The sequence below is a fragment of the Novosphingobium sp. CECT 9465 genome (genome assembly GCF_920987055.1).
Lineage (GTDB): Bacteria > Pseudomonadota > Alphaproteobacteria > Sphingomonadales > Sphingomonadaceae > Novosphingobium.
Genome location: NZ_CAKLBX010000001.1, coordinates 163997 through 190386, shown reverse-complemented (window position 1 = coordinate 190386; position 26390 = coordinate 163997). Strand labels below are relative to the sequence as shown.

Annotated in this window: 21 protein-coding genes; 13 read left to right on the top strand and 8 right to left on the bottom strand. The window is 63.1% G+C overall.

Annotated features, from left to right (window positions below; translation table 11 throughout):
• Positions 1–36: 36 nt before the first annotated feature.
• Together ctrA and LUA85_RS00875 are read right to left on the bottom strand one after the other, a co-directional pair.
• Complete coding sequence (gene ctrA, locus LUA85_RS00880; RefSeq protein ID WP_231466455.1) at positions 37–732, bottom strand: response regulator transcription factor CtrA; 696 nt, start codon at positions 730–732, stop codon at positions 37–39.
• Between the two features lie 317 nt (positions 733–1049).
• Entirely contained in the window at positions 1050–2057 is a 1008-nt protein-coding gene (locus LUA85_RS00875; RefSeq protein ID WP_231466453.1) for a tetratricopeptide repeat protein, read from the bottom strand.
• Between the two features lie 221 nt (positions 2058–2278).
• Between LUA85_RS00875 and LUA85_RS00870 the strand changes: the two genes are divergently transcribed.
• Genes LUA85_RS00870 through LUA85_RS00855 form a run of 4 tightly spaced genes read left to right on the top strand, consistent with a single transcriptional unit; the run spans position 2279 to position 8450 of the window.
• On the top strand, positions 2279–4783 hold the full coding sequence (locus LUA85_RS00870) for a cyclic nucleotide-binding domain-containing protein (protein ID WP_256448202.1): 2505 nt from the start codon (positions 2279–2281) through the stop codon (positions 4781–4783).
• 4 nt (positions 4784–4787) lie between these two features.
• Positions 4788–5684, top strand: coding sequence for a hypothetical protein (locus LUA85_RS00865; protein WP_231466450.1), 897 nt, complete (start codon positions 4788–4790; stop codon positions 5682–5684).
• A gap of 7 nt (positions 5685–5691) precedes the next feature.
• Positions 5692–7575 (top strand): cytochrome c3 family protein, encoded by a 1884-nt coding sequence (locus LUA85_RS00860; RefSeq protein WP_231466449.1) that lies wholly within the window; start codon positions 5692–5694, stop codon positions 7573–7575.
• 17 nt (positions 7576–7592) lie between these two features.
• The gene (locus LUA85_RS00855) at positions 7593–8450 is read left to right on the top strand and encodes a phosphodiesterase (protein ID WP_231466448.1); all 858 of its coding nucleotides are present in this window, start codon (positions 7593–7595) and stop codon (positions 8448–8450) included.
• 4 nt (positions 8451–8454) lie between these two features.
• On the opposite strand, the gene LUA85_RS00850 is transcribed toward LUA85_RS00855, so the two are convergent.
• Genes LUA85_RS00850 through lptB form a run of 3 tightly spaced genes read right to left on the bottom strand, consistent with a single transcriptional unit; the run spans position 8455 to position 12837 of the window.
• Entirely contained in the window at positions 8455–10479 is a 2025-nt protein-coding gene (locus LUA85_RS00850; protein WP_231466446.1) for an amidohydrolase family protein, read from the bottom strand.
• 46 nt (positions 10480–10525) lie between these two features.
• Complete coding sequence (gene rpoN, locus LUA85_RS00845) at positions 10526–12034, bottom strand: RNA polymerase factor sigma-54 (RefSeq protein ID WP_231466445.1); 1509 nt, start codon at positions 12032–12034, stop codon at positions 10526–10528.
• A gap of 26 nt (positions 12035–12060) precedes the next feature.
• Complete coding sequence (lptB, locus tag LUA85_RS00840; protein WP_231466443.1) at positions 12061–12837, bottom strand: LPS export ABC transporter ATP-binding protein; 777 nt, start codon at positions 12835–12837, stop codon at positions 12061–12063.
• A gap of 203 nt (positions 12838–13040) precedes the next feature.
• On the opposite strand from lptB, the gene LUA85_RS00835 reads away from it, so the two are divergent.
• Positions 13041–13406 (top strand): hypothetical protein, encoded by a 366-nt coding sequence (locus LUA85_RS00835; RefSeq protein WP_231466441.1) that lies wholly within the window; start codon positions 13041–13043, stop codon positions 13404–13406.
• Between the two features lie 81 nt (positions 13407–13487).
• Complete coding sequence (locus LUA85_RS00830; protein WP_231466439.1) at positions 13488–14834, top strand: TldD/PmbA family protein; 1347 nt, start codon at positions 13488–13490, stop codon at positions 14832–14834.
• A 60-nt stretch (positions 14835–14894) separates the two neighbouring features.
• Here LUA85_RS00830 and ppa read toward each other — a convergent pair whose 3' ends face one another.
• From ppa to LUA85_RS00815, 3 genes are all read right to left on the bottom strand, one after another.
• The gene (gene ppa, locus LUA85_RS00825; RefSeq protein ID WP_231466438.1) at positions 14895–15434 is read right to left on the bottom strand and encodes an inorganic diphosphatase; all 540 of its coding nucleotides are present in this window, start codon (positions 15432–15434) and stop codon (positions 14895–14897) included.
• A 99-nt stretch (positions 15435–15533) separates the two neighbouring features.
• Positions 15534–16172, bottom strand: coding sequence for a DUF1345 domain-containing protein (locus tag LUA85_RS00820; protein WP_371823633.1), 639 nt, complete (start codon positions 16170–16172; stop codon positions 15534–15536).
• A gap of 26 nt (positions 16173–16198) precedes the next feature.
• On the bottom strand, positions 16199–18157 hold the full coding sequence (locus LUA85_RS00815; protein ID WP_231466434.1) for a M61 family metallopeptidase: 1959 nt from the start codon (positions 18155–18157) through the stop codon (positions 16199–16201).
• 99 nt (positions 18158–18256) lie between these two features.
• On the opposite strand from LUA85_RS00815, the gene hisS reads away from it, so the two are divergent.
• From hisS to LUA85_RS00780, 7 genes are all read left to right on the top strand, one after another.
• Entirely contained in the window at positions 18257–19504 is a 1248-nt protein-coding gene (hisS, locus tag LUA85_RS00810; protein ID WP_231466432.1) for a histidine--tRNA ligase, read from the top strand.
• Positions 19504–20568, top strand: a complete 1065-nt coding sequence (gene prfA / locus LUA85_RS00805) for a peptide chain release factor 1 (protein ID WP_231466431.1) — start codon at positions 19504–19506, stop codon at positions 20566–20568. Before hisS ends, prfA begins: the two co-directional genes overlap by 1 nt.
• Before the next feature lie 48 nt (positions 20569–20616).
• Positions 20617–21480, top strand: coding sequence for a peptide chain release factor N(5)-glutamine methyltransferase (gene prmC, locus LUA85_RS00800; RefSeq protein WP_231466429.1), 864 nt, complete (start codon positions 20617–20619; stop codon positions 21478–21480).
• 252 nt (positions 21481–21732) lie between these two features.
• Positions 21733–22653 (top strand): DUF4167 domain-containing protein, encoded by a 921-nt coding sequence (locus LUA85_RS00795; RefSeq protein ID WP_231466428.1) that lies wholly within the window; start codon positions 21733–21735, stop codon positions 22651–22653.
• A 61-nt stretch (positions 22654–22714) separates the two neighbouring features.
• Positions 22715–24283: an apolipoprotein N-acyltransferase gene (gene lnt / locus LUA85_RS00790; protein WP_231466426.1), complete on the top strand. Its 1569-nt coding sequence runs from the start codon at positions 22715–22717 to the stop codon at positions 24281–24283.
• Between the two features lie 43 nt (positions 24284–24326).
• Positions 24327–25550: a methionine adenosyltransferase gene (gene metK, locus LUA85_RS00785; RefSeq protein ID WP_231466424.1), complete on the top strand. Its 1224-nt coding sequence runs from the start codon at positions 24327–24329 to the stop codon at positions 25548–25550.
• Positions 25551–25686: 136 nt separating this feature from the next.
• A complete protein-coding gene (locus LUA85_RS00780; RefSeq protein WP_231466423.1) occupies positions 25687–26295 on the top strand; it encodes a lysozyme in 609 nt (202 codons plus the stop codon).
• The last annotated feature ends 95 nt before the right edge of the window (positions 26296–26390 follow it).

Genomic DNA, 26390 nt, shown 5'->3' with positions numbered 1-26390 from the left:
GCGAGCCGCTTCGAGGGATGGCGTGGAGGCGCGGCGTCAGGCCGCTTCGGTGGCCGCCATGTCGTCAGGATCGCGCAGCACGTAGCCACGGCCCCAGACGGTTTCGATGTAGTTTTCACCGCCACAGGCATGCGCCAGCTTCTTGCGCAGCTTGCAGATGAACACGTCGATGATCTTGAGTTCGTCCATCCCGCCATAAAGGTGGTTGAGGAACATTTCCTTGGTCAGCGTGGTGCCCTTGCGCAGCGAAAGCAGCTCCAGCATCGCGTATTCCTTGCCGGTCAGGTGCACGCGGGCGCTATCGACTTCGACTGTCTTGGCATCGAGATTGACCGAAAGCTTGCCGGTGCGGATGACCGACTGCGAATGGCCTTTGGAGCGGCGCACCACGGCGTGAATGCGAGCGATAAGTTCTTCGCGATGGAAAGGCTTGGTCACGTAATCGTCGGCACCGAAGCCGAACGAGCGGACCTTGGAGTCCATTTCCGAAATGCCCGAAAGGATCAGGACGGGGGTCTGCACTTTGGCGACGCGCAGCTTTTTCAGCACATCGTAGCCGTGCATGTCCGGCAGGTTCAGGTCGAGCAGGATGATGTCGTAATCATACAGTTTACCGAGATCGAGGCCTTCTTCGCCGAGATCGGTCGAATAGACGTTGAACCCCTCGGTCGTCAGCATCAGTTCGATCGCCTTGGCGGTCGTCGGTTCGTCTTCGATCAGCAGTACGCGCATTGATCCGCCCCTTACTTGCCATGTCCCCTTGGCAATCAAACCGGGATCATCCCGTCTTGCCCGCCATTAACCATAGGAGGAATGAACATGAAAGGTTAATTTGCTGTAAACGCAATGCCATGAAAGCATCGCAGCAACACCGCAGATGCCCGGTAATGAGTCCGGTCTGGTGCGAAGTGATTCAGATGAGGCGATTTTCACCGAAAATCCGGGCTGTCCCGTTATGAATCAGTCACATGTTCCGCAGGCTGAAAACCCACACCGTGGTTAACACTTAGGGACAATCCGGGAGTCTTCGGCGATTCGTGCAAAACGAATCACGCCCCTGCCACACCCAGACTGGACCCGGCTTCCCGCAATTTGCGGGCGGCGGCGCTGTCATTGCGGAACGCGGCAAGGCCCTTCTGGAGGGCGTCGGCAGCCTTTTTCGGCTCACCCAGTTGCATCCGGCTGCGCATCAGCATGATCCAGCCATCGGCATTGGCGGGATTTGCAACCAGCTTGGCCTCCAAACCATCGACCATGCCGCGGATCATCGCCTCTTGCTGGCCCTTGGGCAAACCGGCGGCAGCCTTCATCTCCTCGGACGTCGGCCCCGGAATCCCGGCGGCGGCCTTGTGCGGGCCATCGGTGATGACGCCATTGGCAGGAGCAGCGAACTGCGCTTCGGCAAGGCGCTTCTCCACGTCGATCTTGCGCCGTTCGCCGACATTGCGGATCACTTCGCGGATATCCTCGGCATAGGGGGCATCGGCGGGCGTATCGCCCAGCAGATCGAACCAGGCGTTGATCGCCTGACGGTGGCGGCCCGACAGATCGAGCGAGACCGCCTGGAAATAGCGCGCACGGGCATCCTTGGGATCAAGCTTGATCGCCTTGTCGAATGCCGCCTTGGCATCGCGCGGCATCCGGCCTTCTTCCTTGCTCGCCAGCACCAGCGCTTCGCCCAGGAAAGACCATGTCTCGGCATGTTCGGGATCGAGCCTGGTCGCCTGCTTCAGCGCGGTGGCAGCCTCGGCATAGCGTTCGGTCTGGAAATAGGACCAGCCGAGCATGCGCCAACCTTCGGCATCTTCCGGGTTTTCGGCCAGCTTCTTCTCCAGCCTGGCGATGACATCGTCGACCGACGGCTGCTGATTGGGGGTGACCGCAGGCGGCACTGCGGCGGGAGGCGGCGTTTCCGGGCCGCGGATCATGGCCACGCCCCCAGCGCCCAGCGCGATCAGCGCCGCGGCCGCCAGCGCAACCTTGCCGAATCGCGAGCCACTCTGCGCAGAATCGCGCGTTTCCGCCTTGGACGGGAGCGGAGGCTGAGGCTCGGTCATTGCATACTCCTGTCGGGCGCCCGTGGCAGCACCGTCGCACCCGAAGCGCATATCGCGGCGGACGGGTGCCTTGCAAGCGCTTGAAGAGCTGCCATTCGGTCCGCTACAACGCCGCGGACCGGATAATGCGCAATTTGCGGCTGGCAATGCGCGGCGCATCGGGTAAAGTCCGCTCGATAGGGGTCGCAAATCGGTTTATTGGCAAGGGCAGGCGTGGAAACATGCGCCGTCCGTGCGCGCGATGCGGGGGACGCATACCGGTGGGCGAGGTTTTCAAGGTTGCGATTATCGGTTCCGGCCCTGCAGGCATGAGCGCTGCGGGCCGTGCGGCGCAGCTTGGCCTTAGCCATGTCCTGCTGGAAAAGACCGATCACCTTTCCGATACGATCTACAAATACCAGAAGGGCAAGCATGTGATGGCCACGCCATCGCAGCTGATCCTGCGGTCCGATCAGGAATTCGACGCCGGCAAGAAAGAAGACATTCTCGACAAGTGGAAGCGGCGCACAGCCGACCTTGGCGTGAACGTGAAATACAATGCCGACGTCAAATCGATTCGCGGCACCGGCCCCGCCATCGCAGGATCGATCCAGAAGATCGTCTCACGCGGTCGCGACGGATCGACGACGACGACCGAACTCCAGCGCTTCGCCCCGCCATACGCCATCGAACTGACCAGTGGCGAAACGGTCATGGCCGAAAACGTGGTGCTGGCGATCGGTACGCAGGGCAACCCCAACCTGATGCGCTGCCCCGGCGGCGACCTGCCGCATGTGACTTACCAGCTCGACGATCCTTATGCCCTGCTGGACCAGCACATCGTGGTGATCGGCACGGGCGACGCCGGGATCGAGAATGCGCGCGGCCTGGTCGAGGATGACGCGGCGGGCCGCCTGACCATCCGCTACGAAACCGAAACCAAGGCCATCGAGCCAGGCTGGATCACGCTGGCCACCCGCGATGGCGAGGAACGCATCCGCTGCGACCGGATCATCGCGCGAATCGGGTCTGCCCCGCCGCGCGCCTTCGTCGAAGATTGCGGCATCGAATTCGCTAGTGCCGATCGGCTTGCCTTCCCGACATTGTCACCGCAGTTCGAATCGACCGCGCCGGGCATTTTCGTGATCGGGGCGCTGGCGGGCTATCCGCTGATCAAGCACTGCATGAATCAGGGCTACGATGTCGTCGAGTTCATCAACGGCAACACCGCGCTGAAACCGGCGGACGAGCCACTGCTCGAAGCCAAGTTTGCAGGGCTTCCCGGCAACCGTTCGGTCAATGAATGGCTGGAATTCCTGCGCACGAATGTCTCGATCCTCGATGGCATGACCACGCTGCAGTTGCGCGAATTCATGCTTGATTCGTCGGCCCGCGCTTATGCCAAGGGGCAGGTGGTGTTCGAAAAGAACGATCCGGGATCGTCGCTCTTCGCCATCGCGTCCGGCTCGGTCCATGTGCGGATCGATGCGACCGATCCTTCGAAGGTCATCCCGATCCCCGCGGGTACGATCTTCGGTGAAGTGGGCCTGATTTCGGGGCGTCGGCGCGGCGCGACCATCGTGGCCGCCGAAGATACCGTCTGCGTCGAAATCAGCCGCAATGCCGCGCTCAAGCTGCAAAGCCAGGTGCCGACCGCCCGCCGCGCGATCGAACGCATATCGACCGAGCGCCAGATCCTCCAGATGTTCGGATCGGGGCTGACCAGCGCCGACATCGCCGAAGTGGTCGAGACTGCGACGATCGTTCCGGTCCGCGCGGGCGAGGCGATCATCACCGAGGGTGACGAGGACAACGACATCTACGTCATCCGCGTCGGATCGATGATCGTGGAAAAGGAAGTCGGCGGGAAGCCGGTGTTCCTGTCCTACCTGCCCGCAGGGTCCTATGTGGGCGAAATGGCGCTGATCGACGGGGGCCGCCGCACCGCAACGGTCCGCGCCGCGATCAAGAGCGAAGTGATCAGGATCGATGGCGAGGCCTTCGGGCGCGTACTTGCCGCCAAGCCCGCACTGCTGGAACGCGCGCGCAAGGACATGGAAGTGCGCCGTGCGACCAACGCCTTCATCGAATCGAAGAAAGACAGCTTTTCGGGCGTCGTCGATCTCTATTCCGAACAGGCCAAATTCCTTGTGGCCCAGGGCCTTGGCGAAGCGACGGACGTTCTGCTGATCGATGAACGCCTTTGCGTGGGCTGCGACAATTGCGAAAAGGCCTGCGCCGACAGCCACGATGGCCTTTCCCGGCTGGACCGCGAGGCGGGCAAGAGCTTTGCCCACCTGCACGTTCCCACATCGTGCCGCCACTGCGAACACCCGCACTGCATGGCCGATTGCCCGCCCAACGCGATCCATCGCGGCCCGGACGGCGAAGTGTTCATCGATGATACCTGCATCGGCTGCGGCAATTGCCAACGCAATTGCCCCTATGGCGTGATTCGCATGGACAAGGTGCCGCCGAAGAAGCCTTCGCTGCTGAGCTGGCTGTTCTTCGGGTCCGGGCCGGGACCGGGCGAGCCGCCCTACAAGTGGTCGAAAAAGAACACCAAATACACCGGCGATCCTTCGGTCGACGAACTGCTCGACCGCAAGAAGGCGATCAAGTGCGACATGTGCGCCGGGATCGACGGTGGACCCAGTTGTGTGCGCGCCTGCCCGACCGGCGCCGCCATTCGCGTTTCGCCCGACGAGTTCCTGACCGTGTCGCGCCTTGAAAACGAAGGGGCCTGAACAGATGGCATCCATCGCACCCAGGAAGCGGGCAACGACCAGCCGCACACGCACGAGCACCCACGAAGGCTTCCTGCGGCACAACAACCTGTTCTGGGCGAAGCTTTCCGCCGCGCTCGCGCTCGGCCTGCTGGCGCTGTACATCTGGGTGCCGCTGCCGGGTACGCATTTCGGTTCAAGCTGGCTGGGCTATACGCTTGGCACCATCGGCGCGCTGCTGATCCTGTGGCTGACCATGCTGGGCATGCGCAAGCGCGCGATCACGCCGGGTCGGTGGAGCCTGAAGGCATGGACCAGCGCTCACGTCTACCTCGGCCTGTGCCTGACCGTGATCGGTACGCTGCATTCGGGCTTTCACTTCGGCTGGAACGTGCACACGCTGGCGTGGGCGCTGATGCTGCTGGTGATCGCTTCGGGTGTGTTCGGCATCTGGGTCTATGCAACCACGCCGCGCGCGCTATCGGCCAACCGTTATGACGATGAAGGCGCGATCACTGAAAAGCAGATGATCGAATCGCTGCGTTCGCTGGACCGGCAGATCCACGATGCCGCGCAGCCGCTCAATCCGCAAAGCGCCGCACTGGTCAACCGCAGCCTTGAACAGGACCCGTTTACCGGATCATTCTGGAACCGCATGACCGGCAGTTACCCCAGGTGCGCGACACGCCATGCCGCTGCCGAACTGCGCCGCATCCGCGCCTACAAGCCGCGCACGGACGACGACCCGATCGACAAGGTCGATGCGCTGCTGACGCGCAAGGAGGCCATGCTGGGCCGAATGCGACGGCACCTGAAACTCAAATCCTGGTTGCAGGCCTGGCTCTATGTCCATGTGCCCGTGACCTTTGCGCTGATTGCGGCGCTTTCCGCCCATATCGTCAGCGTCTTCTTCTACTGGTGAGCGAACGATGAGCTTTCTTGTCCGTCAGATCGCGCTCAAATCCAGTGGTGAGGAGATCGTGCGCCCCTCGACCATCGAGGGCGATGTCCTGACCATCGGCCGCGATGCGGCAAACGCCATTCACCTGCCCGACCTCGCGGTCGATCCGCGCCACGCCACCGTGACGCAAACCGCAGAGGGCAGCCTGACCATCGAATCGGTGGGTACGCAGCCGTTCGAAGTGAACGGACGATCGACCACGCAGGCCATGCTCGATCCGGCTGTCGGCGCAGAACTGATGTTCGGCGGGCACCGCATCGCGATTTCGCGCGATGATGAAAGCGGGCTGCTTGCCTTTACCGTGCGCCGGGTCGAAGCTGTCTCGGATTCCGCCGAAGACAAGGACATAACCACCGCCTACACGCTCAAGGGCCTGCTGCCGGGCAAGCGCATGTCGGCATGGACCTTTGCCGTGCTGGTGCTGATCGCCTTTCTGGCCTTCCCGATTTACAGCTATATCACCTACAAACCGTTGGCGATGCAGGAAAAGGCGCGGCGGCCCGATAGCTTCCACGCCGATCAGACATGGTCGTCCGGTCCCTTGAGCCTTGCCCACAAGAACCTCGGCAAGGATTGTCAGGCCTGCCACACCGAAGCCTTCGTGGCGGTGACCGACAACGCCTGCCTGACGTGCCACACCAAGGACGCGCACGATCACGTTGCCGACAAATCGCGGCTGCTGAAAGCGCGGGGCGAACCCACCGGCATGGCCGCGATCCAGCGCGCGTTTGCCACCGCTTTCAATCGTCCGGCGGGCAGGTGTGTCGATTGTCACACCGAGCATGAGGGTGAAGGCGCTATGCCAGCAACCCAGCAGAAGTTCTGCGCCGATTGCCACAACGGGATGAAGGGTCGCTTGCCGGACACGAAAATCGCCGATGCCGCCGATTTCGGGATGGCCCACCCCCAGTTCAAGCCGATGATCATCAGCGGCATGGACGGGGACAAGCCTTTGTTCACGCGCACGAACTGGACCCCTGCGTTGCAGGAGAACAACGGGTTGAAGTTCACGCACGGCCAGCATTTGTCGAAAACCAATGGCATTGCCCAGATGGTTCGCCGGATGCCCGGCCGCTTTGCCGAGAATGACGCGCTGGATTGCAAGGACTGCCACAAGTCCGATGCCACCGGCACCCGGTTCAAGCCGGTGGTGATGGAAGATTCGTGCCAGGCCTGTCACTCGCTCAGCTTCGATCAGGTCGGCGGCACTTTCCGCACCCTGCGCCATGGCGAGCCTGAGCAGGTCGTGGCCGAATTGCGCTCGTTCTATCGCGGCGGAGCGCCCTCGCGCCCGGCCAACCTGTCGGGCCTTGCCCGCCGCGTACCCGGTGACGCAGCCTTGCGCTCAACCGCAGCGGATTATGCGCGCGCGGTGCGGTTCTACCCGACGCGGGCAGAACAGGCCGTGGCACAGGTCTTCTCGAACGGGGGAATGTGCTACGATTGCCATACCGTGACGCGCGGCGGCACGGTGGCAAGCGGCGGCTTTGCCGTGCAGCCCGTGGCCCAGAACGATCGCTATTATCACAAGGGCTGGTTCGATCATAAGGCGCACAACAAGAGCGATTGCGCCGATTGCCACACCGAGGCTGGCACTTCCAGCAAGGCCAGCGATCTGCTGGTGCCGGGAATCGATGGCAAGGGCGGCTGCCGTTCGTGCCATGTCGGCGGCGAAGGCGCGAAACTTTCGACCGTTTCGGTAAAAGACCCGGTCGATTCCTCGTGCGCGATGTGCCACTCCTATCACATGGATTCAGGAGCGCCGTGGGCGCCCGCGAAAGACAAGAAGAAAGACGTCAGGCAGACCGTGGCCGTGGCCGAAAGGCCCCGTTTCCCGGTCAAGCCCCACTAGAACGTCTGCGGGGGAAGATGCTGATCGCACAGGTCACCGATATTCATCTGGGGTTCGAACCTGATTTCCCCGGTGAATTCAACCGACAGCGGCTTGATCGCGTGCTGGAGGAACTGGCTGGCATGGAGCCGCGCCCGGACCTGCTGCTTGCCACGGGCGACCTGATCGACCGGGGCGACCGGACCAGTTACGAACGCCTGCGCGAAGCTTTTGCCGACCTGCCCTTTCCGGTGCACTATGCCCTTGGCAACCATGACGAACGCGCGACCTTTGCCGACGTTTTCCCCGAAGCGACCTTTGACGACGGTTTCCTGCAATATGTCGTGGATGCAGGTCCGTTGCGGATCATTGTGCTGGATACGCTGGAACAGGGCCGCCATGGCGGTGCCTTTTGCGAGGCCCGCGCCACATGGCTGAAGGCGCGGCTGGATGAAGCGCCCGATGCGCGTACGCTGATCGTGCAGCATCACCCGCCGATCGAGGTTGGCATCGCATGGATGAACACAGATCCCGCCGAACCCTGGGTCGAACGGCTGGGGCAATGCCTGCGCGGGCGAAGCAACGTGATCGGGATCGTCTGCGGCCACATCCACCGCGCGATCACCGCGGTATGGGAAAGCACGATTGTCGCCACCTGCCCCTCAACCGCGCCGCAAGTGGCGCTGGACCTGCGTCCGATCAACCCCGACGTGCCCGACCAGCGCAGCCTGATCATCGCCGATCCACCCGGCTATGCACTGCACTGGTTCAACGGGCGTGAACTGATCACTCACTGGGACACGGCGGAGGACCATCAGGTGCTCGCCCGCTATGACGAAAACCTCCAGGGCATGATCCAGCACATGCTGGCCGAACGGCCGCAAGGCACCAGTTGAGGCCTCAGTTCGGCAGTTTCACGTCTGGTGATAGTGTAAAGGGCTTGATCCCCAGCTTGGGATAGATGTCGGCCGGATAGTAGAACGCACCATCCTTCACGACCATGGCGACGGCCTTGACCGCCTTGATATCCTTCACCGGATCGCCTGGAACAAGGAAGAAGTCGGCCAGTTTGCCACGTTCAATCGATCCCAGTTGCTGGTCCTGCCCAAGGTATCGCGCCATCTCCAGCGTGGCGCGCGACAGCACCTGCGCAGGCGTCATCCCGACCTTGGTGAACAGTTCCAGTTCGCGGTGATAGGAAAACGCGCCGCCAAGATCGGTGCCGGGGATCAGCAGGATGCCCTTGCGGTTCATCTCCGTCAGCGTTTCCAGCACCTTGGCATAGGCGGCAACGTATTCTGCACGCTCCTTTGGCGAATCCGCGCCGAACAGGGCCTGCTTCAACTGGCGCTGTTCCGAGGGCGGCATGTGATCGATATAATCGAGCGCGCCGGGGTTGGGCTGGCCATCCAGCGCGGTGAGACCCAGTTCGTGAATGCCGATGGTCGGCTCATGCGCCACATTGCCAGCCACCATCGCATCGAGCGTGGCCTGCACTTTGGCCGATTTCACATCGAGCGCCGGAAAGCGCCGCATCGCGGTGAAGCGGAACAGCGTGCGCGTATCTTCCTGCGGCTTCAGCACCCAGCCGAGCATCAACTGGTTGACATGAGTCACCTCGTCAAACCCCGCTGCGATCATCGCATCGGCGCTTGAAAAGGCCGGAACGTGGCCCGCCACGCGCAGGCCGAGACGGTGGGCCTCTGCCACCACGGTCGGCGCCCATTCCGGCTTCATCGAATTGTACAGCTTCACCTGCCACGCCCCGCGCGCGGCATATTTGCGCACCGCTGCAAGGGCCTGATCCTGCGTCGAAACGACGGTGCCGTTGCGTGCCGAAAACGGACTTTCGCCTTCGATGAAGCCCGACCGCGTGACCCGTGGCCCGGCCAGTTCACCAGAATCAATACGCGCCACCAGCTTGTCTAGCACATCGTCGCGATTGCCCATGTCGCGGGTGGACGTGATCCCGGCAAGGACATTGAGCAACGCATCCTGCTGCGCCAGATGGGCATGCATCTCGTAAAGGCCGGGCACCAGCGTACCGCCCGCGCCCTCGATCGTGGTTTCTCCGGGCGTGGCCGGACTGCCCGCGCCAACGACTTCGCTGATCCGGTTGCCGAACACCACGACATCGCGTGGTTCGGTGAGCGCCTTGGCGGCGGGATCGAACAGGCGAACATTGCGAATGCGGACCGGCCCTGGATAAAGCTTCGCGCTGGCCTTCTGCAGCGCAACGAATCGTTCGGCACCCAGTCGCTCAGCCTCAAGCCGCAGCGGTTCGACCGCGATCTTTTCATAGCCTTTGCGAACCAGTACCGAATCCGCCGACGCAACGGCGAACAATTCGCCCGTGGCATCAAGCGCGATGTAATTGGGATCGAGCGCCAACCCGCTCAATTCATAGGTCGTGACGGCAAGCGTACCGTCCGGCCCGTCAAATCCATGCCGGCCTTTCTCGATCAGCCTTGCCGTACCTGCGGGTGCCACGTTCAGCGCCATGCCAGGGGCGGTGAGCAGCGCTTTGGCCAGCAGCGCAATATCGCTGACGGACCCGTTCTGGGTCACGTAATAACGCGGCGCATCGGCACCCTTGATCGTGCCCGGCCCGGCCAGATCCTGCCAGCTCGCACCTTTGGCATTGCGGGTGAAACGCTCGTCCACGGCATTGCCGAATGTGGTGCGCCCCGTGATCGTCCAGTTGGCCGGGGTTCCGTCCGGGCCGAGCACGATCTTCTCCACAACCGTCGGCCCGCGCCCGTTCTGCTTGATGTTGTAATCGACCGTGATCGTCGCGCCATCACGATCAACGATATAGTGGCCGATGTCGGAATCCTCGGTGATCATCCGGTACTCGATGGGCTTTGCGCCCAGCGGAGAGGCCGCCGAAGCAAGCGCCACTGCGACAAAAAGCCGGAATTTCATCAAGGTAGCCCCCACGATCGTTGCAATGGCGACGATCCTATCGCAGTCAACGCACTCCGGCGAGGGTCTTCTGGCGGCGGCGCTGCACCGAACTGCCAAGGCCGATCGCCTCGCGATACTTGGCCACGGTGCGGCGGGCGAGATCGAAACCCCTTCCCTTCAGCAAATCCACCAGCGCATCGTCCGAAAGCACCGCCTTGGGATCTTCGGCATCGATCAGCTGGCGGATCGCCGCCTTGACCGCTTCCGCCGATGCGCCTTCGCCATCGGACGATCCGACACCCGAAGTGAAGAAGTATTTCAGTTCGAAGGTTCCGCGATTGCAATGCAGATACTTGTTCGATGTCACACGGCTGACGGTTGATTCATGCATCGAAATCGCATCTGCCACGGTCTTCAGCGTCAACGGGCGCAAGTGCGCCACGCCATGGCGGAAAAAGCCGTCCTGCTGCTTCACGATCTCCGCCGCGACTTTCAGGATGGTTTTCTGGCGCTGGTCGAGGGCCTTCAGCAACCAGTTGGCATCGGCCAGCTTCTCGCCCAGCCACGCCTTGGCGTCCTTTGAAACGCAGGCTCCACGCATCTCGACATAGTAGCTGCGGTTGACGATCAGCCGCGGCAGGGTTGCCTGGTTGATCGCAATGTCCCAGTCCCCGGCATTACCCTTGGCATCCTTTCCCGCACGAATCAGAATGTCGGGGACCACCGCCTCACCCGCGCCGCTGCCGAAGCGCAGGCCGGGGCGCGGATCGTAGCTGCGCAGTTCGGCCAGCATTTCGGCAAAGTCTTCGTCATCGACATTGCACAGCCGCTTCAACCGGGCGACTTCGCCACGCGCCACAAGTTCGAGATTGGCAATCAGCCGCGCCATGCATGGATCGTAGCGATCCGCCTCCCTGGCCTGCAACGCAATGCATTCGGCCAGATTGCGCGCGCCGACGCCGGTAGGATCGAGCGACTGCACGTGCCCCAGCGCGCGTTCCACAACCACCATCGAAAGGCCCAGTGCTTCACAAGCCTCGGCCAGCGGAATCGTAAGGTATCCAGCTTCGTCGATCTGGTCGATCAGCCAGCGCGCAACGAACAGCAGTTGCGGATCGGACGTGGTCGTGCCGATCTGGGCATGGAGGTGTTCGGCCAGCGTTTCATCGAACCGCCCCCGCTCGTCGATGTCTGGCCCCTCGCCGCCGCCGCCGCTGAAATCGTGCGCGGCTGAAAGGTCGGCCAATCCGCCATCGCCGGTGTCGCGATCGCGATCGAGCGCGCTGGCATCGATGTCCAACGGGCGATCCTCGGCAACGCGGCCTTCGGCGACGAGCTGGTCGACCGGCGAGGATTCGAGGTGCGTACGGCGCAATTCCTCAGGCGGAGCATCCATTCCATCGGACGGAGCGGAATCACCGATCTCCAGCAGGGGATTGGCATCGATCGCTTCGCCGATAAACGTCTCGACCTCAAGGTTCGACAGCGCCAGCAGCTTGATCGCCTGCTGCAATTGCGGCGTCATCACCAGCGACTGGGATTGCCGCAGATCCAGCCTGGGGCCGAGCGCCATGTCCTAGATCCCCCCAGGGCAGAACATCAGAGCGTGAAGCCCTCGCCCAGATAGAGCCGCCGCACGTTGGCATCTGCGACCAGCGCTTCCGGGCTGCCCGCAAACAGCACTTGCCCGCCATAGATGATGCAGGCGCGGTCGACGATATCGAGCGTTTCGCGCACATTGTGATCGGTGATGAGTACGCCGATGCCCCGGCCCGAAAGGTCCTTCACCAGATGGCGGATGTCGCTGATCGAAAGCGGGTCGATGCCGGCGAAAGGCTCGTCTAGCAGGATGATCGAGGGCCTTGCCGCCAGCGCGCGGGCGATTTCGCAACGGCGGCGTTCACCGCCGGAAAGCGCCATTGCCGGGCTGCTGCGCAACCGGGCAAGGCCGAATTCATCGAGCAGCCGTTCGAGTTCACTCTCACGCGTGGCCTTGTCCGGCTCGATCAGTTCCAGCACCGTCGCGATGTTCTGTTCAACCGTCATGCCCCGGAAGATCGATGTTTCCTGCGGCAGGTAGCCAAGACCGAGCACCGAGCGCCGGTACATCGGCAGCTTCGTGATATCCACGCCGTCAAGCAGGATACGACCCGAATCCGGGCGGACAAGCCCCATGATTGAATAAAAGCAGGTGGTCTTGCCCGCGCCATTCGGGCCGAGCAGACCGAGCACTTCGCCCTTGCCGACCGACAGCGAAATGTCCGTCAGCACAGCGCGCTTGTCATAGGATTTGGCGATCGACACCACTTCCAGCCCGCCTTGCGGAATCGGCTGGGCAGCGCTTACGACAACAGGGGCGTCTTGGGTCAAGGTCATCGGTTTCTGTCTTTTTCAAGCTCTTCGATACGTCAATAGCGCGTCGGATCGGCCCGGCAAACCCGCCATGTGCAATCTGGCAGGATTTATGCATGGCACCAGCTTTTGCATCGGTGGGGAATGGTCGGCGGCGATTTGATCTTGCGGCGCCTTGTAACGCGTGATCTAGTGCGGTGGGAACAGGATCATACAGGGGAAGCGCCGTGAACAAGGCCCTCCAGACGGAACAGAAAACAGACCTGCGGGTCGACTGGCGCAAGAAGATGAGCGACAATGTCGCCTACGGGCTGCTGGTCTATACCGCGCTGCAGATTTTCGTCACGATGCACGAAATCCAGGGGACCAGCGCATCGATCCTGCCATTGGTCGTACTGGTGATTCTCGTCGCCGCGATCATCCCGATGTTTCGTCACTTCGAACGGAAGTGGGAACAGCTGACCGACGAACAGGCCCACAATCTGGCGTTCAAGGCTGCGTTCCGGCGCGATCAGGCCCAGGTCTGGCTGCTTGCCGCCGTTCTTCCATTCCTGATCACCGGCGGCTTCAAGCTGCTGTCCGGCCTGTTTTGAAGAAGCGTCCCACAGGCTGATTGCTACGGCCCGGCGCGGCGGCTAGACCCCGCAGCTTCCCATGCTGCGAAAGGTCTGTTCATGTTGTCACCCGGCGAAGCCCAGAAGCGCTGCGAAGCGCTGGTAGAGCGTGCGCGCCGCGCCGGGGCCGATGCAGGCGATGCCATCTATGTCGCCAATGCATCCGAATCGATCCAGGTGCGGCTGGGGGCGCTCGAAGACGTCGAACGCTCGGAATCCGAACATATCGGGTTGAGGGTGTTCGTAGGCGGCGCAGCGGCCTCCATCGGATCGACCGACCTTGGCGATGCCGCGCTCGACGAACTGGCCAGCCGGGCGGTCGCCATGGCCCGGCTTGCCCCGGCGGACAAGTTCGCCGGGCTTGCGCCAGAGGAACTGCTGCTGCGCGACACGCCACCCGATCTCGACCTTGACGATCCGATGGAGCGCAGTCCTCAGGCGTTACGCCACCTTGCCGAAGAAGCCGAGGATGCCGCGCGCAGCGTAGTTGGCGTCACCAACAGCGAAGGTGCCAGCGCCAGCGCTGGTCGCGGGCTGTTCGCGCTGGCGACCAGCCACGGCTTTTCCGGTGGCTATGCCGCATCCAGCCACAGCATTTCTGCCAGCGTGGTCGCGGGCGAAGGCAGCTTGATGCAGCGCGACTATTCATGGCGCAGCACACGGCATGCGGCTGATCTCAAGCGCCCCGCCGAAATCGGGCTTGAAGCAGGCGAACGTGCCGTCGCGCGGCTCAATCCCGGTCGCGTGAAAAGTGGTCAGGTGCCGGTGATCTTCGATCCGCGCGTCGGCAATTCGCTGGTCGGCCACCTGCTCGGCGCGATGTCGGGCGCATCGATTGCGCGCCGTGCCAGCTTCCTGCTGGACCGCGAGGAGGAGCAATTGTTCGACAGCGCGATTACCATTGCCGACGATCCGCATGTGCGGCGCGGCATGCGGTCGCGCCCGTTCGATGGCGAGGGCCTGCCGACGGGACCACGCAATCTGGTCGAAGGCGGGCGGATCACCGGCTGGCTGATAGACTGTGCCGCCGCGCGCCAGCTTGGCCGCCAGCCGACCGGCCATGCCTCGCGCGGATCGTCAGGCCCGCCGCATGTGACCGCCAGCAATGTGGTAATGGCTGCGGGAACAGTGACGCCCGCCGAACTGATGGCCGATATCGCCGATGGGGTATATGTGACCGAACTGATCGGCCACGGCGTGAACGGGGTGACCGGCGATTACAGCCGGGGCGCATCGGGCTTCCGCATCGTCAATGGCGCACTTGCCGGGCCGATCGCGGAATTCACCGTGGCGGGCAACCTGATCGACATGTTCGCAAGGCTGACCGCCGCCAATGATCTTGAAATCTATCGTGGCATCGATGTGCCGACCTTGCGGGTGGACGGCATGAGTATCGCGGGCGACTGACACGAAAAAGGGCCGCAAGCATCGTGAACTTGCGGCCCTTTTTACTGGCTTCTGGCCGGATCAGGCGTTCTTGGACGCCTTCTCGCGCTCGATCGCTTCGATCGTGATGCGGCGGGCTTCGTCAGCGCCGCCCCACACGCCAACGCGCACCCACTTGTCCTTTTCAAGGTCCTTGTAGTGGGTAAAGAAGTGCTCGATCTGCTGCAGCACGATTTCGGGGATGTCTTCCTTTTCCTTCACGTCGGAATAGTACGGGAAGGTCGAATCGACCGGCACACAGACCAGCTTTTCATCGCCGCCATGTTCGTCTTCAAGGTTGAGCACGGCGATCGGACGCGCGCGCACGACAGAACCGGGGACGAATGGCGAACGCGCGATCACCAGCGCGTCGAGCGGATCGCCATCGGGCGACAGGGTGTGCGGCACAAAGCCGTAGTTGGCGGGGTAGCGCATCGGCGTGTGCAGGATGCGGTCGACAAACAGCGCGCCCGAAGCCTTGTCGAATTCATACTTCACCGGCTCTCCGCCGACAGGAACTTCGATGACTACATTGAGGCTTTCCGGCGGATTGTCGCCGGTGGGAATCATGTCGATACGCATGGGTCAGCCCTGTTCAGTGTGTTGATAGAGTGCCCACGCCCCTAGCGAAGCCGCTTGTGCGCTGCAACAAGACTTATGGATGAAATGCGCCGCCGATTACTATCCGCCCAGCGCGTTGATGGTAAAGGCGATGACGCCCAGGTTGAAAACGAACGCGAGGAGCGAATGAAGCGTTGCGATGCGGCGAATCGAACGCCCGGTTATCTGCACGTCGGAAGTCTGGAAGGTCATGCCCAGCGTAAAGCTGAAGTAGATGAAATCGAGATAGTCAGGCGCGGATTCACCCGGAAATTCAATGCCGCCTGCATCCCCGCCAGTGTCTGGCCGGCTGGAATAGTAGAGGTGCGCGTAATGCAACGCATAGACAGCGTTGGCGAAAAGCCATGTCACGGCCAGCGTGCTGACCAGCTTGGCCATGGCAAAGCCTTCCCCGCTCATCGCGCGCGGCAGTTCTCCGGCGATCGCCGCCATCACCACCATTGTCGCAACTGTAGTGACGATCAGCACGAGTACGCGATTGGCATCGTTCGCGTCGGCATGGTGGCGGATCGTAGCGACGTCGGTATCGCGCAGCAGCGGCACGAGCGACAACAGGAACACCAGCGCCGCAAGATCGAAGCTCATCGCCACGGCGTCGGCCAGGTTTTCGGCCCAGTTCCACAACCAATGTCCGGCCAGGCCTGCCACCAGCAGCACAAGAAACAGCACGAAGCGAGGCGGGGCAAGCCGTTTGCCCAAGCCTGCCCCGCCCTGCCCCATCGCCTTTACTTCTTCTTTGCCGCAACACTTCCGCCGGGACGCTTGGGCGTAAGCAGCAGATCAAGCCCGGTCGGTGCCTTGCCGGGGGCGACGCGTTCCAGCCATGGGTAGCGCAGGCCGTCCTTGTATTCGATCTTCACGGTCTCGAACCGGCTGCCGCGTTTGGTGAGCAGTTCCAGCGGCTTGCCCGATTCGCCCTTGGCCGCGGTGACCGCCTTCTTCATGTCATCCGCGCTGTAGGCCATGCCGTTCACCGCCATGATCTGTGTGCCGGTAACGATCCCCGCATTGAACGCCGGGCTGTCCCAGCGGGTGCCGGTGACCTTGCCGTCCTTGTCGATGGAAATACCGATGGAATTGGCGAGGCTGAGACCTTTGCCGAAGTCCATCGCGGCCTTCATGTAAGGGTTCGGCTCTTCCTTCCACACCAGCTTGTAGCCGCCCTTGTCGATCCCGTTCAGCGGCGCGGGCTGGCCAGGCTGGTTGATGCGGGTGTCGATCAGCTTGGCCCAGTCATAGGGATGGAGCGCGTTCAGCCTGGTCACGATCTCGTCCACCTCGAACGGGATCTGACCCCAATCGCCCGGACGCATGCCGAAGAAGGACCTGGCGAAATCGTCGATGGATTTCTTGCCCCCGGTGCCTTCGCGAAGGATCTGGTCGATCTCAAGCCACACCAGCGCGCCTTCGGTGTAATAGTCCTCGTTGCGGGCGAGCGAGGCAAACGGCTTGGGCTTGCGCGAGGCGAAGACCGGATCGAATCCGGTATCCTCGACCGAGCGCCAATCGCGCCCCGGCTGTTGCGTGAAGCCGCCAGCCCATGCCGCAAGCATGCCCAGCACGATGTCCTTGCCCTGCATCCCCGAACGCGCGGCCAGCACGGCACCCCAGAACTGGTCCTGCCCTTCATAGGTCCACAGCAGATCGCCCTGCATCGGCTGGCGATAATCGGGCGTCCACAGCCGCGCGGGGCGGCGGAACTTGCCCGACCACGAATGCGCATATTCATGCGGCAGCAGGTTGCGGTCCCATTCCTGCTTGGCCCATTCGGTAAAGGCTTCCGGCTCAAGCTGGTTTTCGCTCGACCGGTGATGTTCCAGACCGATGCCGCCGATCTTGTCGGACAGCGCCAGCAGGAATTCGTAGTGATCGAAGTGGTTGGCGCCAAAGGCCAGCTTCGCCTCGTCCACCAGCGCTTTGTGCGCGGCGATGTGTTCGGGCTTGGCCTCAAGCTGCTCCGGCTTGTCGGCCACCACGTTCAGCGTGACGTTCTGGCCGAGGTCCCACTTCCTGAAGTTCTTGCCCGCAAAGATCGGCGAATCGACCAGCGTTTCATAGTCGGTAACGCCCCATGTCACGCGGTTGCCCGCCATGGCCATGCCATCCAGCGCGGTCGCAGGCGTCCAACCCTGCGGCAGGGTGACGGTGGGCTTCACCTTGATCTGCCGCACATAGTGCCCGGCCGGGTACAGGCTCATCTTCTCCCACTGGAGGTTCAGCATTTCGGGCGTCATCGTGATGCGCCCTTCTGCCGATGCCAGTGGCGAAGTGTGGATGAACCTGGCGACGACTTCCTTGGCCCCTGCGGGCAGCATTACATGAAACGCGTACATTTCCACCCGGTCGCGCTTCCATTCCACCGGCTTGCCATCGACGAAGAACTGCACACCGACCAGTTCGGACAGCGGCCCGCGCGGACCGTGGTTGCCCGGCAGCCATTGCGGATAGAGCAGGATCAGTTCCTTCGCGCCGGACGCGACCGGCACGGTCTGCGTCACGCGGTAGGCACCGCGCATCACATCGGATGCATCGATATCCAGCGTCATCGTGCCGGGATAGGGCACATCCTGTGCATCGGGCACGGTCTGCGTGATCGGCACGGCCATGGGCGCGGAGTTCTGGGCCAGCGCCGAGGTGGACAGGAGGGCGAGAATGAGCGGGGCTGCCGCAAATGTCTTTATCATGCAGCAATTCATGGCGCGAAGCGGTCGCATCCGCAACCATTCCCGCACACCTTTTTGACAGCGCTTTTCGTTTGCGCGCTTTCCGGCTAATCGCGCGCCATGAGTCAACAAACACCACAGGCCATTCGCGGCACCCAGGACATTTTCGGCGCCGATGCCGAGGCTTTCGGCTTCGTCGTCGAAACCTTCGAGCGTGTGCGCAAGCTGTACCGCTTCCGCCGCGTGGAAATGCCGGTGTTCGAAAAGACCACCGTGTTCAGCCGCAGTCTGGGCGAGACGACGGACGTTGTTTCCAAGGAAATGTACAGCTTCGAGGATCGCGGCGGGGAATCGCTGACGCTGCGCCCGGAATTCACCGCCGGAATCGCGCGCGCCTACCTCACCGACGGCTGGCAGCAATATGCCCCGCTCAAGGTCGCCACGCACGGCCCGCTGTTCCGCTACGAACGCCCGCAGAAGGGCCGCTACCGCCAGTTCCACCAGATCGACGCCGAGATCATCGGCGCGGGCGAACCGCAGGCGGATGTGGAACTGCTGGTGATGGCCGACCAGTTGCTGAAGGAACTGGGTGTTTCCGATGGCGTGACGCTGCAATTGAACACGCTGGGCGATGGCGCCAGCCGTGACGCCTGGCGCGCCGCGCTGATCGAATACTTCCGCGCCCATGCGGCGGATTTGAGCGAGGATTCGCAGGACCGGCTGGAGCGCAACCCCTTGCGGATTTTGGATTCCAAGGACCCGCGCGACAAGGTTTTTACCGCCGACGCGCCGAAGATCGACGATTTCCTGAACGATGAAGCACAGGATTTCTTCGCCAAAGTCACCAGCGGTCTGAAGGCGGCTGGTGTTGATTATGTCCGCGCCCCGGCACTGGTGCGAGGGCTGGATTACTACCGCCACACCGCGTTCGAATTCGTCACCGACCGGCTTGGGGCACAGGGCACCGTGCTCGGCGGCGGGCGCTATGACGGGCTGATGGAAGCGCTGGGCGGTTCGGCCACGCCTGCGGTCGGCTGGGCTGCGGGAATCGAGCGGCTGGCGATGCTGGTTGGGGATAAGGGCGAGGGACGCTGCGAGGTGACCGTGGTGGTCGAGGATGATCGGGTCTTGTCTGATGGAATTGGCGCAGTCGCCGGTCTGCGTCGTGCAGCAATTTCAGCCGAACTCATAGCAACTGGCAGTCCCCGAAAGCGTTTCGACAAAGCCGCAAAGTCAAGCACGCGAGCAATTCTTGCGCTCGGTTGGAGCGAGACCGGAACGACAACGCGCTTGCGCAACGTGGACGGTGACACCAACGCCATTGAGTCAGCCCTCGCTGGTTTCGCTTGGAGCGGCGCGCAAGGCTGATGTCGATATCCGACGCCCGTCTGGGCCAGATCACGCATCGCTTTGCCGAGCTTGAGGCGCGGCTGGCTTCGGGTACGCTTGAAGGCCCGGACTTCATTGCCGCCAGCCGCGATTATGCGGAGCTGGAGCCGGTTGCGCGCGCCGCGCAGGACGTGCGCGCGATGCGCGAGGAACTGGTCAGCCTTGCCACGCTGGACGATCCCGAAATGCGCGAGCTGGCCGAGGAAGAACTCGCCCGCATCCGCAGCGCATTGCCCGAAGCCGAACACCGTCTTGCCATCTCCATGCTGCCGCGCGATTCGGCAGACAGTCGCCCGGCGATGCTGGAAATCCGCGCGGGCACCGGGGGTGACGAGGCCGCTCTGTTCGCCGCCGACCTTTATCGCATGTATGAAAAGTTCGCCGTCGAACAGGGCTGGCGGGTCGAGATGATCAGCGCCAACGCCAATGACTTGGGCGGGTTCAAGGAAGTGGTGGCCAACATCGCCGGGACCGGGGTGTTCGCCAAGCTGAAGTACGAAAGCGGCGTCCACCGCGTGCAGCGCGTACCCGTGACCGAGAGCGGCGGGCGCATTCACACCAGCGCCGCCACCGTGGCCGTGCTGCCCGAACCGGACGAGGTCGATGTGCAGATCGAACCGGGCGACATCAAGATCGACATCTACCGCGCGTCTGGCGCGGGCGGGCAGCATGTAAATACCACCGATTCGGCGGTGCGGCTTACCCACCTGCCCACCGGCCTTGTCGTGATCCAGCAGGACCAGCGCAGCCAGCACAAGAACAAGGACAAGGCGATGCAGGTGCTGCGCACGCGCCTGTACGATCTGCGCCGCGCCGAAGCGCATGGAGCCGAGGCCGAAGCGCGCAAGGCGATGGTCGGATCGGGTGACCGCAGCGAACGCATCCGCACCTACAATTTCCCGCAAGGCCGCGTGACCGATCACCGCATCAACCTGACGCTGCATCGCCTGCCCGAAGTGCTGGAAGGCACCGGGCTTGGCGAACTGGTGGACGCGCTGATCGCCGAAGACCAGGCCAAGCGGCTGGCTTCGATGGATGGGTGAGGGAGTTTACAGCGCAACCAAAGCCCTCTCCTCTTTAGAGGAGGGGGAGTGAGCGTCGCCCAAGCCATTCGCGACGCGGCAACGGCGCTTGCCCACACCAGCGATACGGCGCGGCTCGATGCGGAAGTGCTGATGGCCCACGCGCTCGGCTGTTCGCGATCAGACGTGTTGCTGCGCCATATGCAAGGCCGGGCGCCGGATGGCTTTGCCGGGTTGGTTGAGCGCAGGCTGGTCCACGAACCGGTGGCCTATATCGTGGGAAGTCAGGAGTTTTACGGTCTCGACCTGACGGTCAGCCCCGCCGTGTTGATCCCGCGCGGTGACAGCGAGACGCTGATCGAAGGGGCGCGCGACAGCCTTGCCGATTGCCCGCCACGCCGCGTTATCGATCTTGGCACCGGATCGGGTGCGCTGCTGCTGGCGGCGCTTTCGATCTGGCCGGGCGCGGAGGGGATCGGGATCGACCGCTCTGCCGAGGCGCTGGCTGTGGCATCTGCCAACGGCGCGCGCCATGCGCCGACTGCGCGTTTTGCTCTGGCTGACTGGACGCACGACGGCTGGAACGGTGGGCTGGGGCAGTTCGACCTGATCCTTGCCAATCCGCCCTATATAGAGGACGCCGCCGACCTTGCGCCATCGGTGCGCGCGCATGAACCGGCGGGCGCACTGTTTGCCGGGCCTGACGGGCTGGACGATTACCGCCTGCTGGTGCCGCAACTGCCCGCGTTGCTGACAGAAAATGGTATCGCCATGATCGAGATCGGCTGGACGCAAGCAGAGGCCGTCATGACGCTGGCGCATCGGGCGGGAATGACCGCGATCCTCCATCATGACCTTGCCGAACGGCCCCGTGCTGTGGAAATGGCGAAAAAGCGCAATATTCCTCTTGGCAAGGCCGGGCGGGACGACTAATCATGATTGCAGGCAAGGAACGGATGATGGCTTCCCGTCCTGGCCTGCTCCACCATTTGCAGGGATGAACGGCCAAAGGGGCCGGGACGAGCGCAAATGCTGGAAACCCCGATTCGCCCACCGTCAAGCGTGGGATGAGCCGGTGGCGGAGGTTGCGCGGCTCACGGGTAGCACGGCAATACGGGTCGAACCTGCATTCCAGATGGGCCTGAGTTTCCAATTGGGCCGCCCCCAAACAAGGAAGTGCCTGAGTTGAATAACAACAATCGTGGTAACAACCGCCGTCGCGGGCGCAGCAATAACGGACGCCCGCAGAATGGTGGTCAGCAGCTCAACCGGATCGACAGCCGTGCACGGGGCAATGCCCCCCAGATGCTGGAGAAGTATCGCAAGCTCGCGCAGGACGCCCATCTCAATGGCGACCGCGTGCAGGCCGAATACTACCTGCAATTTGCCGACCACTATTTCCGCGTGATCGCCGATAGCCGTGTCCGCACCGAAGATCAGCGCACCCGCCCCAACGGCGAGCGCTATCAGGAGCAGGACGGCGAGGACGAGAACAACGAATTCAGCGTCGAGGGCGATTATGCCGCCTTTGACCGCGCGCCATCGCGGCAGGAACGCGAAACGCGTGATGAGAGGCCCCGCGAGGAACGTCCCCGTGAAGAGCGGCCACGTGATGACAGGCCCCGCGACGAGCGTCCGCGTCAGGATCGCCAGCGTGAGGACAGGCCCCGTGACGACAGGCCCCGCGATGACAGGCCCCGCGAGAACCGCCGTTTCGATCGCAAGCGCGAACGCGACGCCGAGCCTGAAATCGCCGCCGAGGCCGTGCTTCCGGGTGAAGGCATTCCCGCGATCGAGGGCGAACCCATCGCGGATGCCAATGACAACCCGTTCGTGCGCAATGCCCGCCCGACCCGCGGCCTGCGCCCGCGCACGGAGCGTCGCCCGCGTGTCGCGCGCGATGCCGACGAAGCGCCCGCAGCGTTCGATCCATCGAGCCTGCCGCCTTCGATCAGCACTCGCAACGAGCAGGAACCCGAAGCTACTCCGGCTCCGGCTCCTGCCCCCGTTGCCGAGGCGCCCGCTCCGGCCGTTGCCGAAGAGGCCGCGCCTGCGCCCAAGAAGCGTGGCCGCCCGCGCAAGAACCCGCTGCCCGTTGAAGGCTGAGGTGTGACGCCGGGTGCTGGCCGCTTGCGGTCGGCCCCGGCGCACCCCATAGCTGCCGGGCATGCCGAGACAGTTTCCGATCCCCCGCCCGCATCTTTATACCATCGCTGCCGGTGGCCTTGCCGCAACCGGCTTTCAGCCGTTGGGCCTTTGGCCGCTGACGCTGGCCGCGTTGGCATTCCTGCTTCATCGCATCTACGTGGCCAGAAGCTGGCGTCAGGCCCTGCTTTCGGGCTGGCTGTTCGGGCTGGGTCATTTCACCGTGGGCAATGGCTGGATCGCCACGGCATTCACTTATCAGGCCGAAATGCCGGCCTGGCTGGGCTGGATCGCGGTGGTCCTCGTGGCGATCTACCTCGCGGCGTTCCCCGCATTGGCGACGATGGGCGCGTGGTGGCTGGGACGCGCGCGCCACGCCGCCCTGCTGCCCGCTTTTGCCGCCTGCTGGATCCTCAGCGAATGGCTACGATCGTGGTTGTTCACCGGCTTTGCGTGGAACCCGCTGGCCATGGTGACGCTGGGCGGGTTCGACCGGCCCGGCCTTGCCCTGCTTTCGCAATGGACCGGCACTTATGCGCTTTCGGGCCTTGTCGTGCTGCTGGGCGGGTGGTGGCTGTTTGCGCTGCGCGCCTGGAAAAAGGGCCAGAAATGGGGCGCCGGAGCCTATGCGCTGGGACCTGCGCTGCTGTTGGTCCTGCCTCTTCACGGCGAACGGCGCGAAGGCACCGTGCCCTTTACCCTTGTCCAGCCCGATGTCCGGCAGGAACTGCTCAACGATCCGGCGAATTACGAGAACCAGTTCCGCGATACGGCGGTCCTTTCGCTTCCCCGGCAGCGTGGCACACGCCGGCTGGTGCTGTGGCCCGAAAGCGGCGTTCCCGATTTCCTGCGCCCCGGCTACCCGCGCTTCTGGTATGAAGAAACGACTTATGCCTCCGATCCTGCCGTGGCGCGTGGCCGGATCGGAAAGGTGATCGGTCCGGGCAGCCTGCTGCTGACGGGGACGACCGACCTCGCCATGCGCGGACCGAAGGTTGCCGGAGCCTACAACGTGGTGACCGCGATTGACGGCACCGGCGCGATCCGGGGAAGCTATGCCAAGGCGCACCTTGTGCCCTATGGCGAATACCTGCCGATGCGCGGGCTTCTCGAACCCATCGGCCTTTCGCGACTGGTCGCCGGAACCCTCGATTTTCTGCCCGGACCGGGACCGCGCACCATCGATTTCGGACCATTCGGCAAAGCCGGGTTCCAGATCTGCTATGAAATCATCTTCTCCGGCCGGGTCGTCGACAAGGCCCATCGCCCGGATTACATCTTCAATCCTTCGAACGATGGCTGGTTCGGCGCATGGGGACCGCCGCAGCATCTGGCGCAGGCGCGGATGCGCGCGATCGAGGAAGGCCTGCCCGTCCTGCGCGCCACCACAACCGGGATCAGCGCGGTGATCGATGCCGATGGCGTGGTCCGCCAGTTCGTGCCGCCGCAGCGCGCCGGACGGGTCGACGGCAAGGTGCCGCCGCCGCATTCGCCGACCCTGTTTGCGCACATCGGTAACGGAATGGCGCTTGTCTGGTCCGTAGTTCTTCTTGTGGCAGCGCTGGTTGCCAGCGCAACGCGGAAGCGCTAGACCCCGGCCAGAGACATAAAGCTTCCTTTATATAGGGCTGGCAATGCGCACTGAATACCTTTTCACTTCCGAAAGCGTTTCCGAAGGCCACCCGGACAAGGTTGCCGATCAGATCAGCGATGCCATCGTCGACCTGTTCCTGTCCAAGGATGCAGAGGCCCGCATCGCGTGTGAAACCCTGACGACTACCCAGCTTGTGGTGCTTGCCGGTGAAATCCGCTGCAAGGGCGTGTATGAGAACGGCGAATGGGCGCCCGGCGCCAGGGAGGAAATCGAAGCGACCGTGCGCGAGACGGTCAAGCGTATCGGTTATGCGCAGGAGGGCTTTCACTGGGAAAGCTTCCGCTTTGAAAACAATCTGCATGGCCAATCGTCCGAAATCGCACAGGGCGTGGATGCAGGTGACAACAAGGACGAAGGCGCGGGCGATCAGGGTATCATGTTCGGATACGCGACTGACGAGACGCCCGACCTGATGCCGGCGACGTTGTACTACAGCCACAAGATCCTTGAGCGCATGGCGGCGGATCGCCATTCAGGCGCGGCCCCGTTCCTTGAGCCTGATGCCAAGAGCCAGGTCACGCTGCGGTATGAAGGTTCGCTGCCGGTGGCGGCAACGGCTGTCGTCGTTTCGACCCAGCACAAGCAGGGTTACTGCCTGACGGGCGAACATGCCGATGCGGCCAAATATGCCGAACTCGAAGCCTATGTGAAACGTGTGGTGGCCGAAGTGATCCCGCCGGTGCTGCTGCGCGAGACGACGTATTATATCAACCCGACCGGCGCGTTCGAAATCGGTGGTCCCGACGGCGATGCCGGGCTGACCGGACGCAAGATCATCGTGGATACCTACGGCGGCGCGGCACCGCATGGCGGCGGCGCATTTTCCGGCAAGGACCCGACGAAGGTCGATCGGTCAGCCGCCTATATCACGCGCTATCTTGCCAAAAACGTGGTCGCGTCCGGCCTTGCCACGCGCTGCACGATCCAGATCGCTTATGCCATTGGCGTTTCGGAACCGCTGTCGCTTTACGTCGATACGCATGAGACCGGCAGCGTCGGCGATGACAAGATCGAAGCGGCGATTCTCGGCATTGCCCGGCTGGGCGGGCTGACCCCGCGCAGCATCCGTACGCATCTGGGCCTCAACAAGCCCATTTACCAACCTTCCGCCGCATATGGCCACTTCGGACGCAAGGCCGAGGGCGATTTCTTTCCATGGGAACGCCTCGATCTGGTCGACGACCTCAAGGCTGCCTTCGCCTGAACGGGCGGCGTCCAGCCACATGAATCGACGGCCCGCTTCCGCAAGGAGGCGGGCCGTTGGCGTTGATGGGTTTCAATTGCGCTTTCCTACCGTCCGCCCGCACCGCCACTACGCTGGCTTTTGGCGGAGCCAGCGCATGCGCGAGATCACCCCCCGGATTGCCCTTGAACTGATCGCCCACGAAGGCATCGTCACCGAAGCCTACAAGGACAGCGTGGGCGTGTGGACGTGGAGCGTAGGGGTAACCGATGCATCGGGCCATGCCGTGTTTCCGCGCTACAAGGACAAGCCGCAACCGCTGGAACACTGCATCGGCGTCTATCTGTGGTTGCTGCGCGAAAAGTATCTGCCGCCGGTGCTGGCCGCATTTGGCCGACACGAACCGACCGAGGCCGAACTGGCAGCGGCGCTATCGTTTCACTGGAACACCGGTGCGATCGGTCGCGCAAGCTGGATCAGGCGATTCGTTGACGGAGATATTGCGGGCGCGCGCAAGGCGATGCTGGAATGGGCAAGGCCCGCCCCCTTGCTGACCCGCAGGCGCAAGGAGCAGGCGCTGTTCTTCGACGGGAAGTGGAGCGAAAACGGCACCGCGCTGGTTTATGCTGTAGCCAAACCTTCGTACCGACCGGTTCGGGGCAAGCGCATCGCGATCCGCGAAAAGGTGGAAAGCCTGTTCATCGATGCGCCTGCCGTACTTCCTGCTACGTCTGGAAAAACCTGGTTCGACCGCCTGTTCGAATGAGCCAAACCGCGCATTTATCGCGCAAATGCGGTTCCCGCCCTTTCGCCAGTCTGGGCAAAATGCGCGCCGGGGCGTTTGAAATCCCACTTTGCGCA

Coding starts and splice junctions, on each gene's coding strand:
- ctrA (WP_231466455.1), bottom strand. CDS start 732: ATGCGCGTACTGCTGATCGAAGACGAACCGACGACCGCCAAGGCGATC.
- LUA85_RS00875 (WP_231466453.1), bottom strand. CDS start 2,057: ATGACCGAGCCTCAGCCTCCGCTCCCGTCCAAGGCGGAAACGCGCGAT.
- LUA85_RS00870 (WP_256448202.1), top strand. CDS start 2,279: ATGCGCCGTCCGTGCGCGCGATGCGGGGGACGCATACCGGTGGGCGAG.
- LUA85_RS00865 (WP_231466450.1), top strand. CDS start 4,788: ATGGCATCCATCGCACCCAGGAAGCGGGCAACGACCAGCCGCACACGC.
- LUA85_RS00860 (WP_231466449.1), top strand. CDS start 5,692: ATGAGCTTTCTTGTCCGTCAGATCGCGCTCAAATCCAGTGGTGAGGAG.
- LUA85_RS00855 (WP_231466448.1), top strand. CDS start 7,593: ATGCTGATCGCACAGGTCACCGATATTCATCTGGGGTTCGAACCTGAT.
- LUA85_RS00850 (WP_231466446.1), bottom strand. CDS start 10,479: ATGAAATTCCGGCTTTTTGTCGCAGTGGCGCTTGCTTCGGCGGCCTCT.
- rpoN (WP_231466445.1), bottom strand. CDS start 12,034: ATGGCGCTCGGCCCCAGGCTGGATCTGCGGCAATCCCAGTCGCTGGTG.
- lptB (WP_231466443.1), bottom strand. CDS start 12,837: ATGACCTTGACCCAAGACGCCCCTGTTGTCGTAAGCGCTGCCCAGCCG.
- LUA85_RS00830 (WP_231466439.1), top strand. CDS start 13,488: ATGTTGTCACCCGGCGAAGCCCAGAAGCGCTGCGAAGCGCTGGTAGAG.
- ppa (WP_231466438.1), bottom strand. CDS start 15,434: ATGCGTATCGACATGATTCCCACCGGCGACAATCCGCCGGAAAGCCTC.
- LUA85_RS00815 (WP_231466434.1), bottom strand. CDS start 18,157: ATGATAAAGACATTTGCGGCAGCCCCGCTCATTCTCGCCCTCCTGTCC.
- hisS (WP_231466432.1), top strand. CDS start 18,257: ATGAGTCAACAAACACCACAGGCCATTCGCGGCACCCAGGACATTTTC.
- prfA (WP_231466431.1), top strand. CDS start 19,504: ATGTCGATATCCGACGCCCGTCTGGGCCAGATCACGCATCGCTTTGCC.
- lnt (WP_231466426.1), top strand. CDS start 22,715: ATGCCGAGACAGTTTCCGATCCCCCGCCCGCATCTTTATACCATCGCT.
- metK (WP_231466424.1), top strand. CDS start 24,327: ATGCGCACTGAATACCTTTTCACTTCCGAAAGCGTTTCCGAAGGCCAC.
- LUA85_RS00780 (WP_231466423.1), top strand. CDS start 25,687: ATGCGCGAGATCACCCCCCGGATTGCCCTTGAACTGATCGCCCACGAA.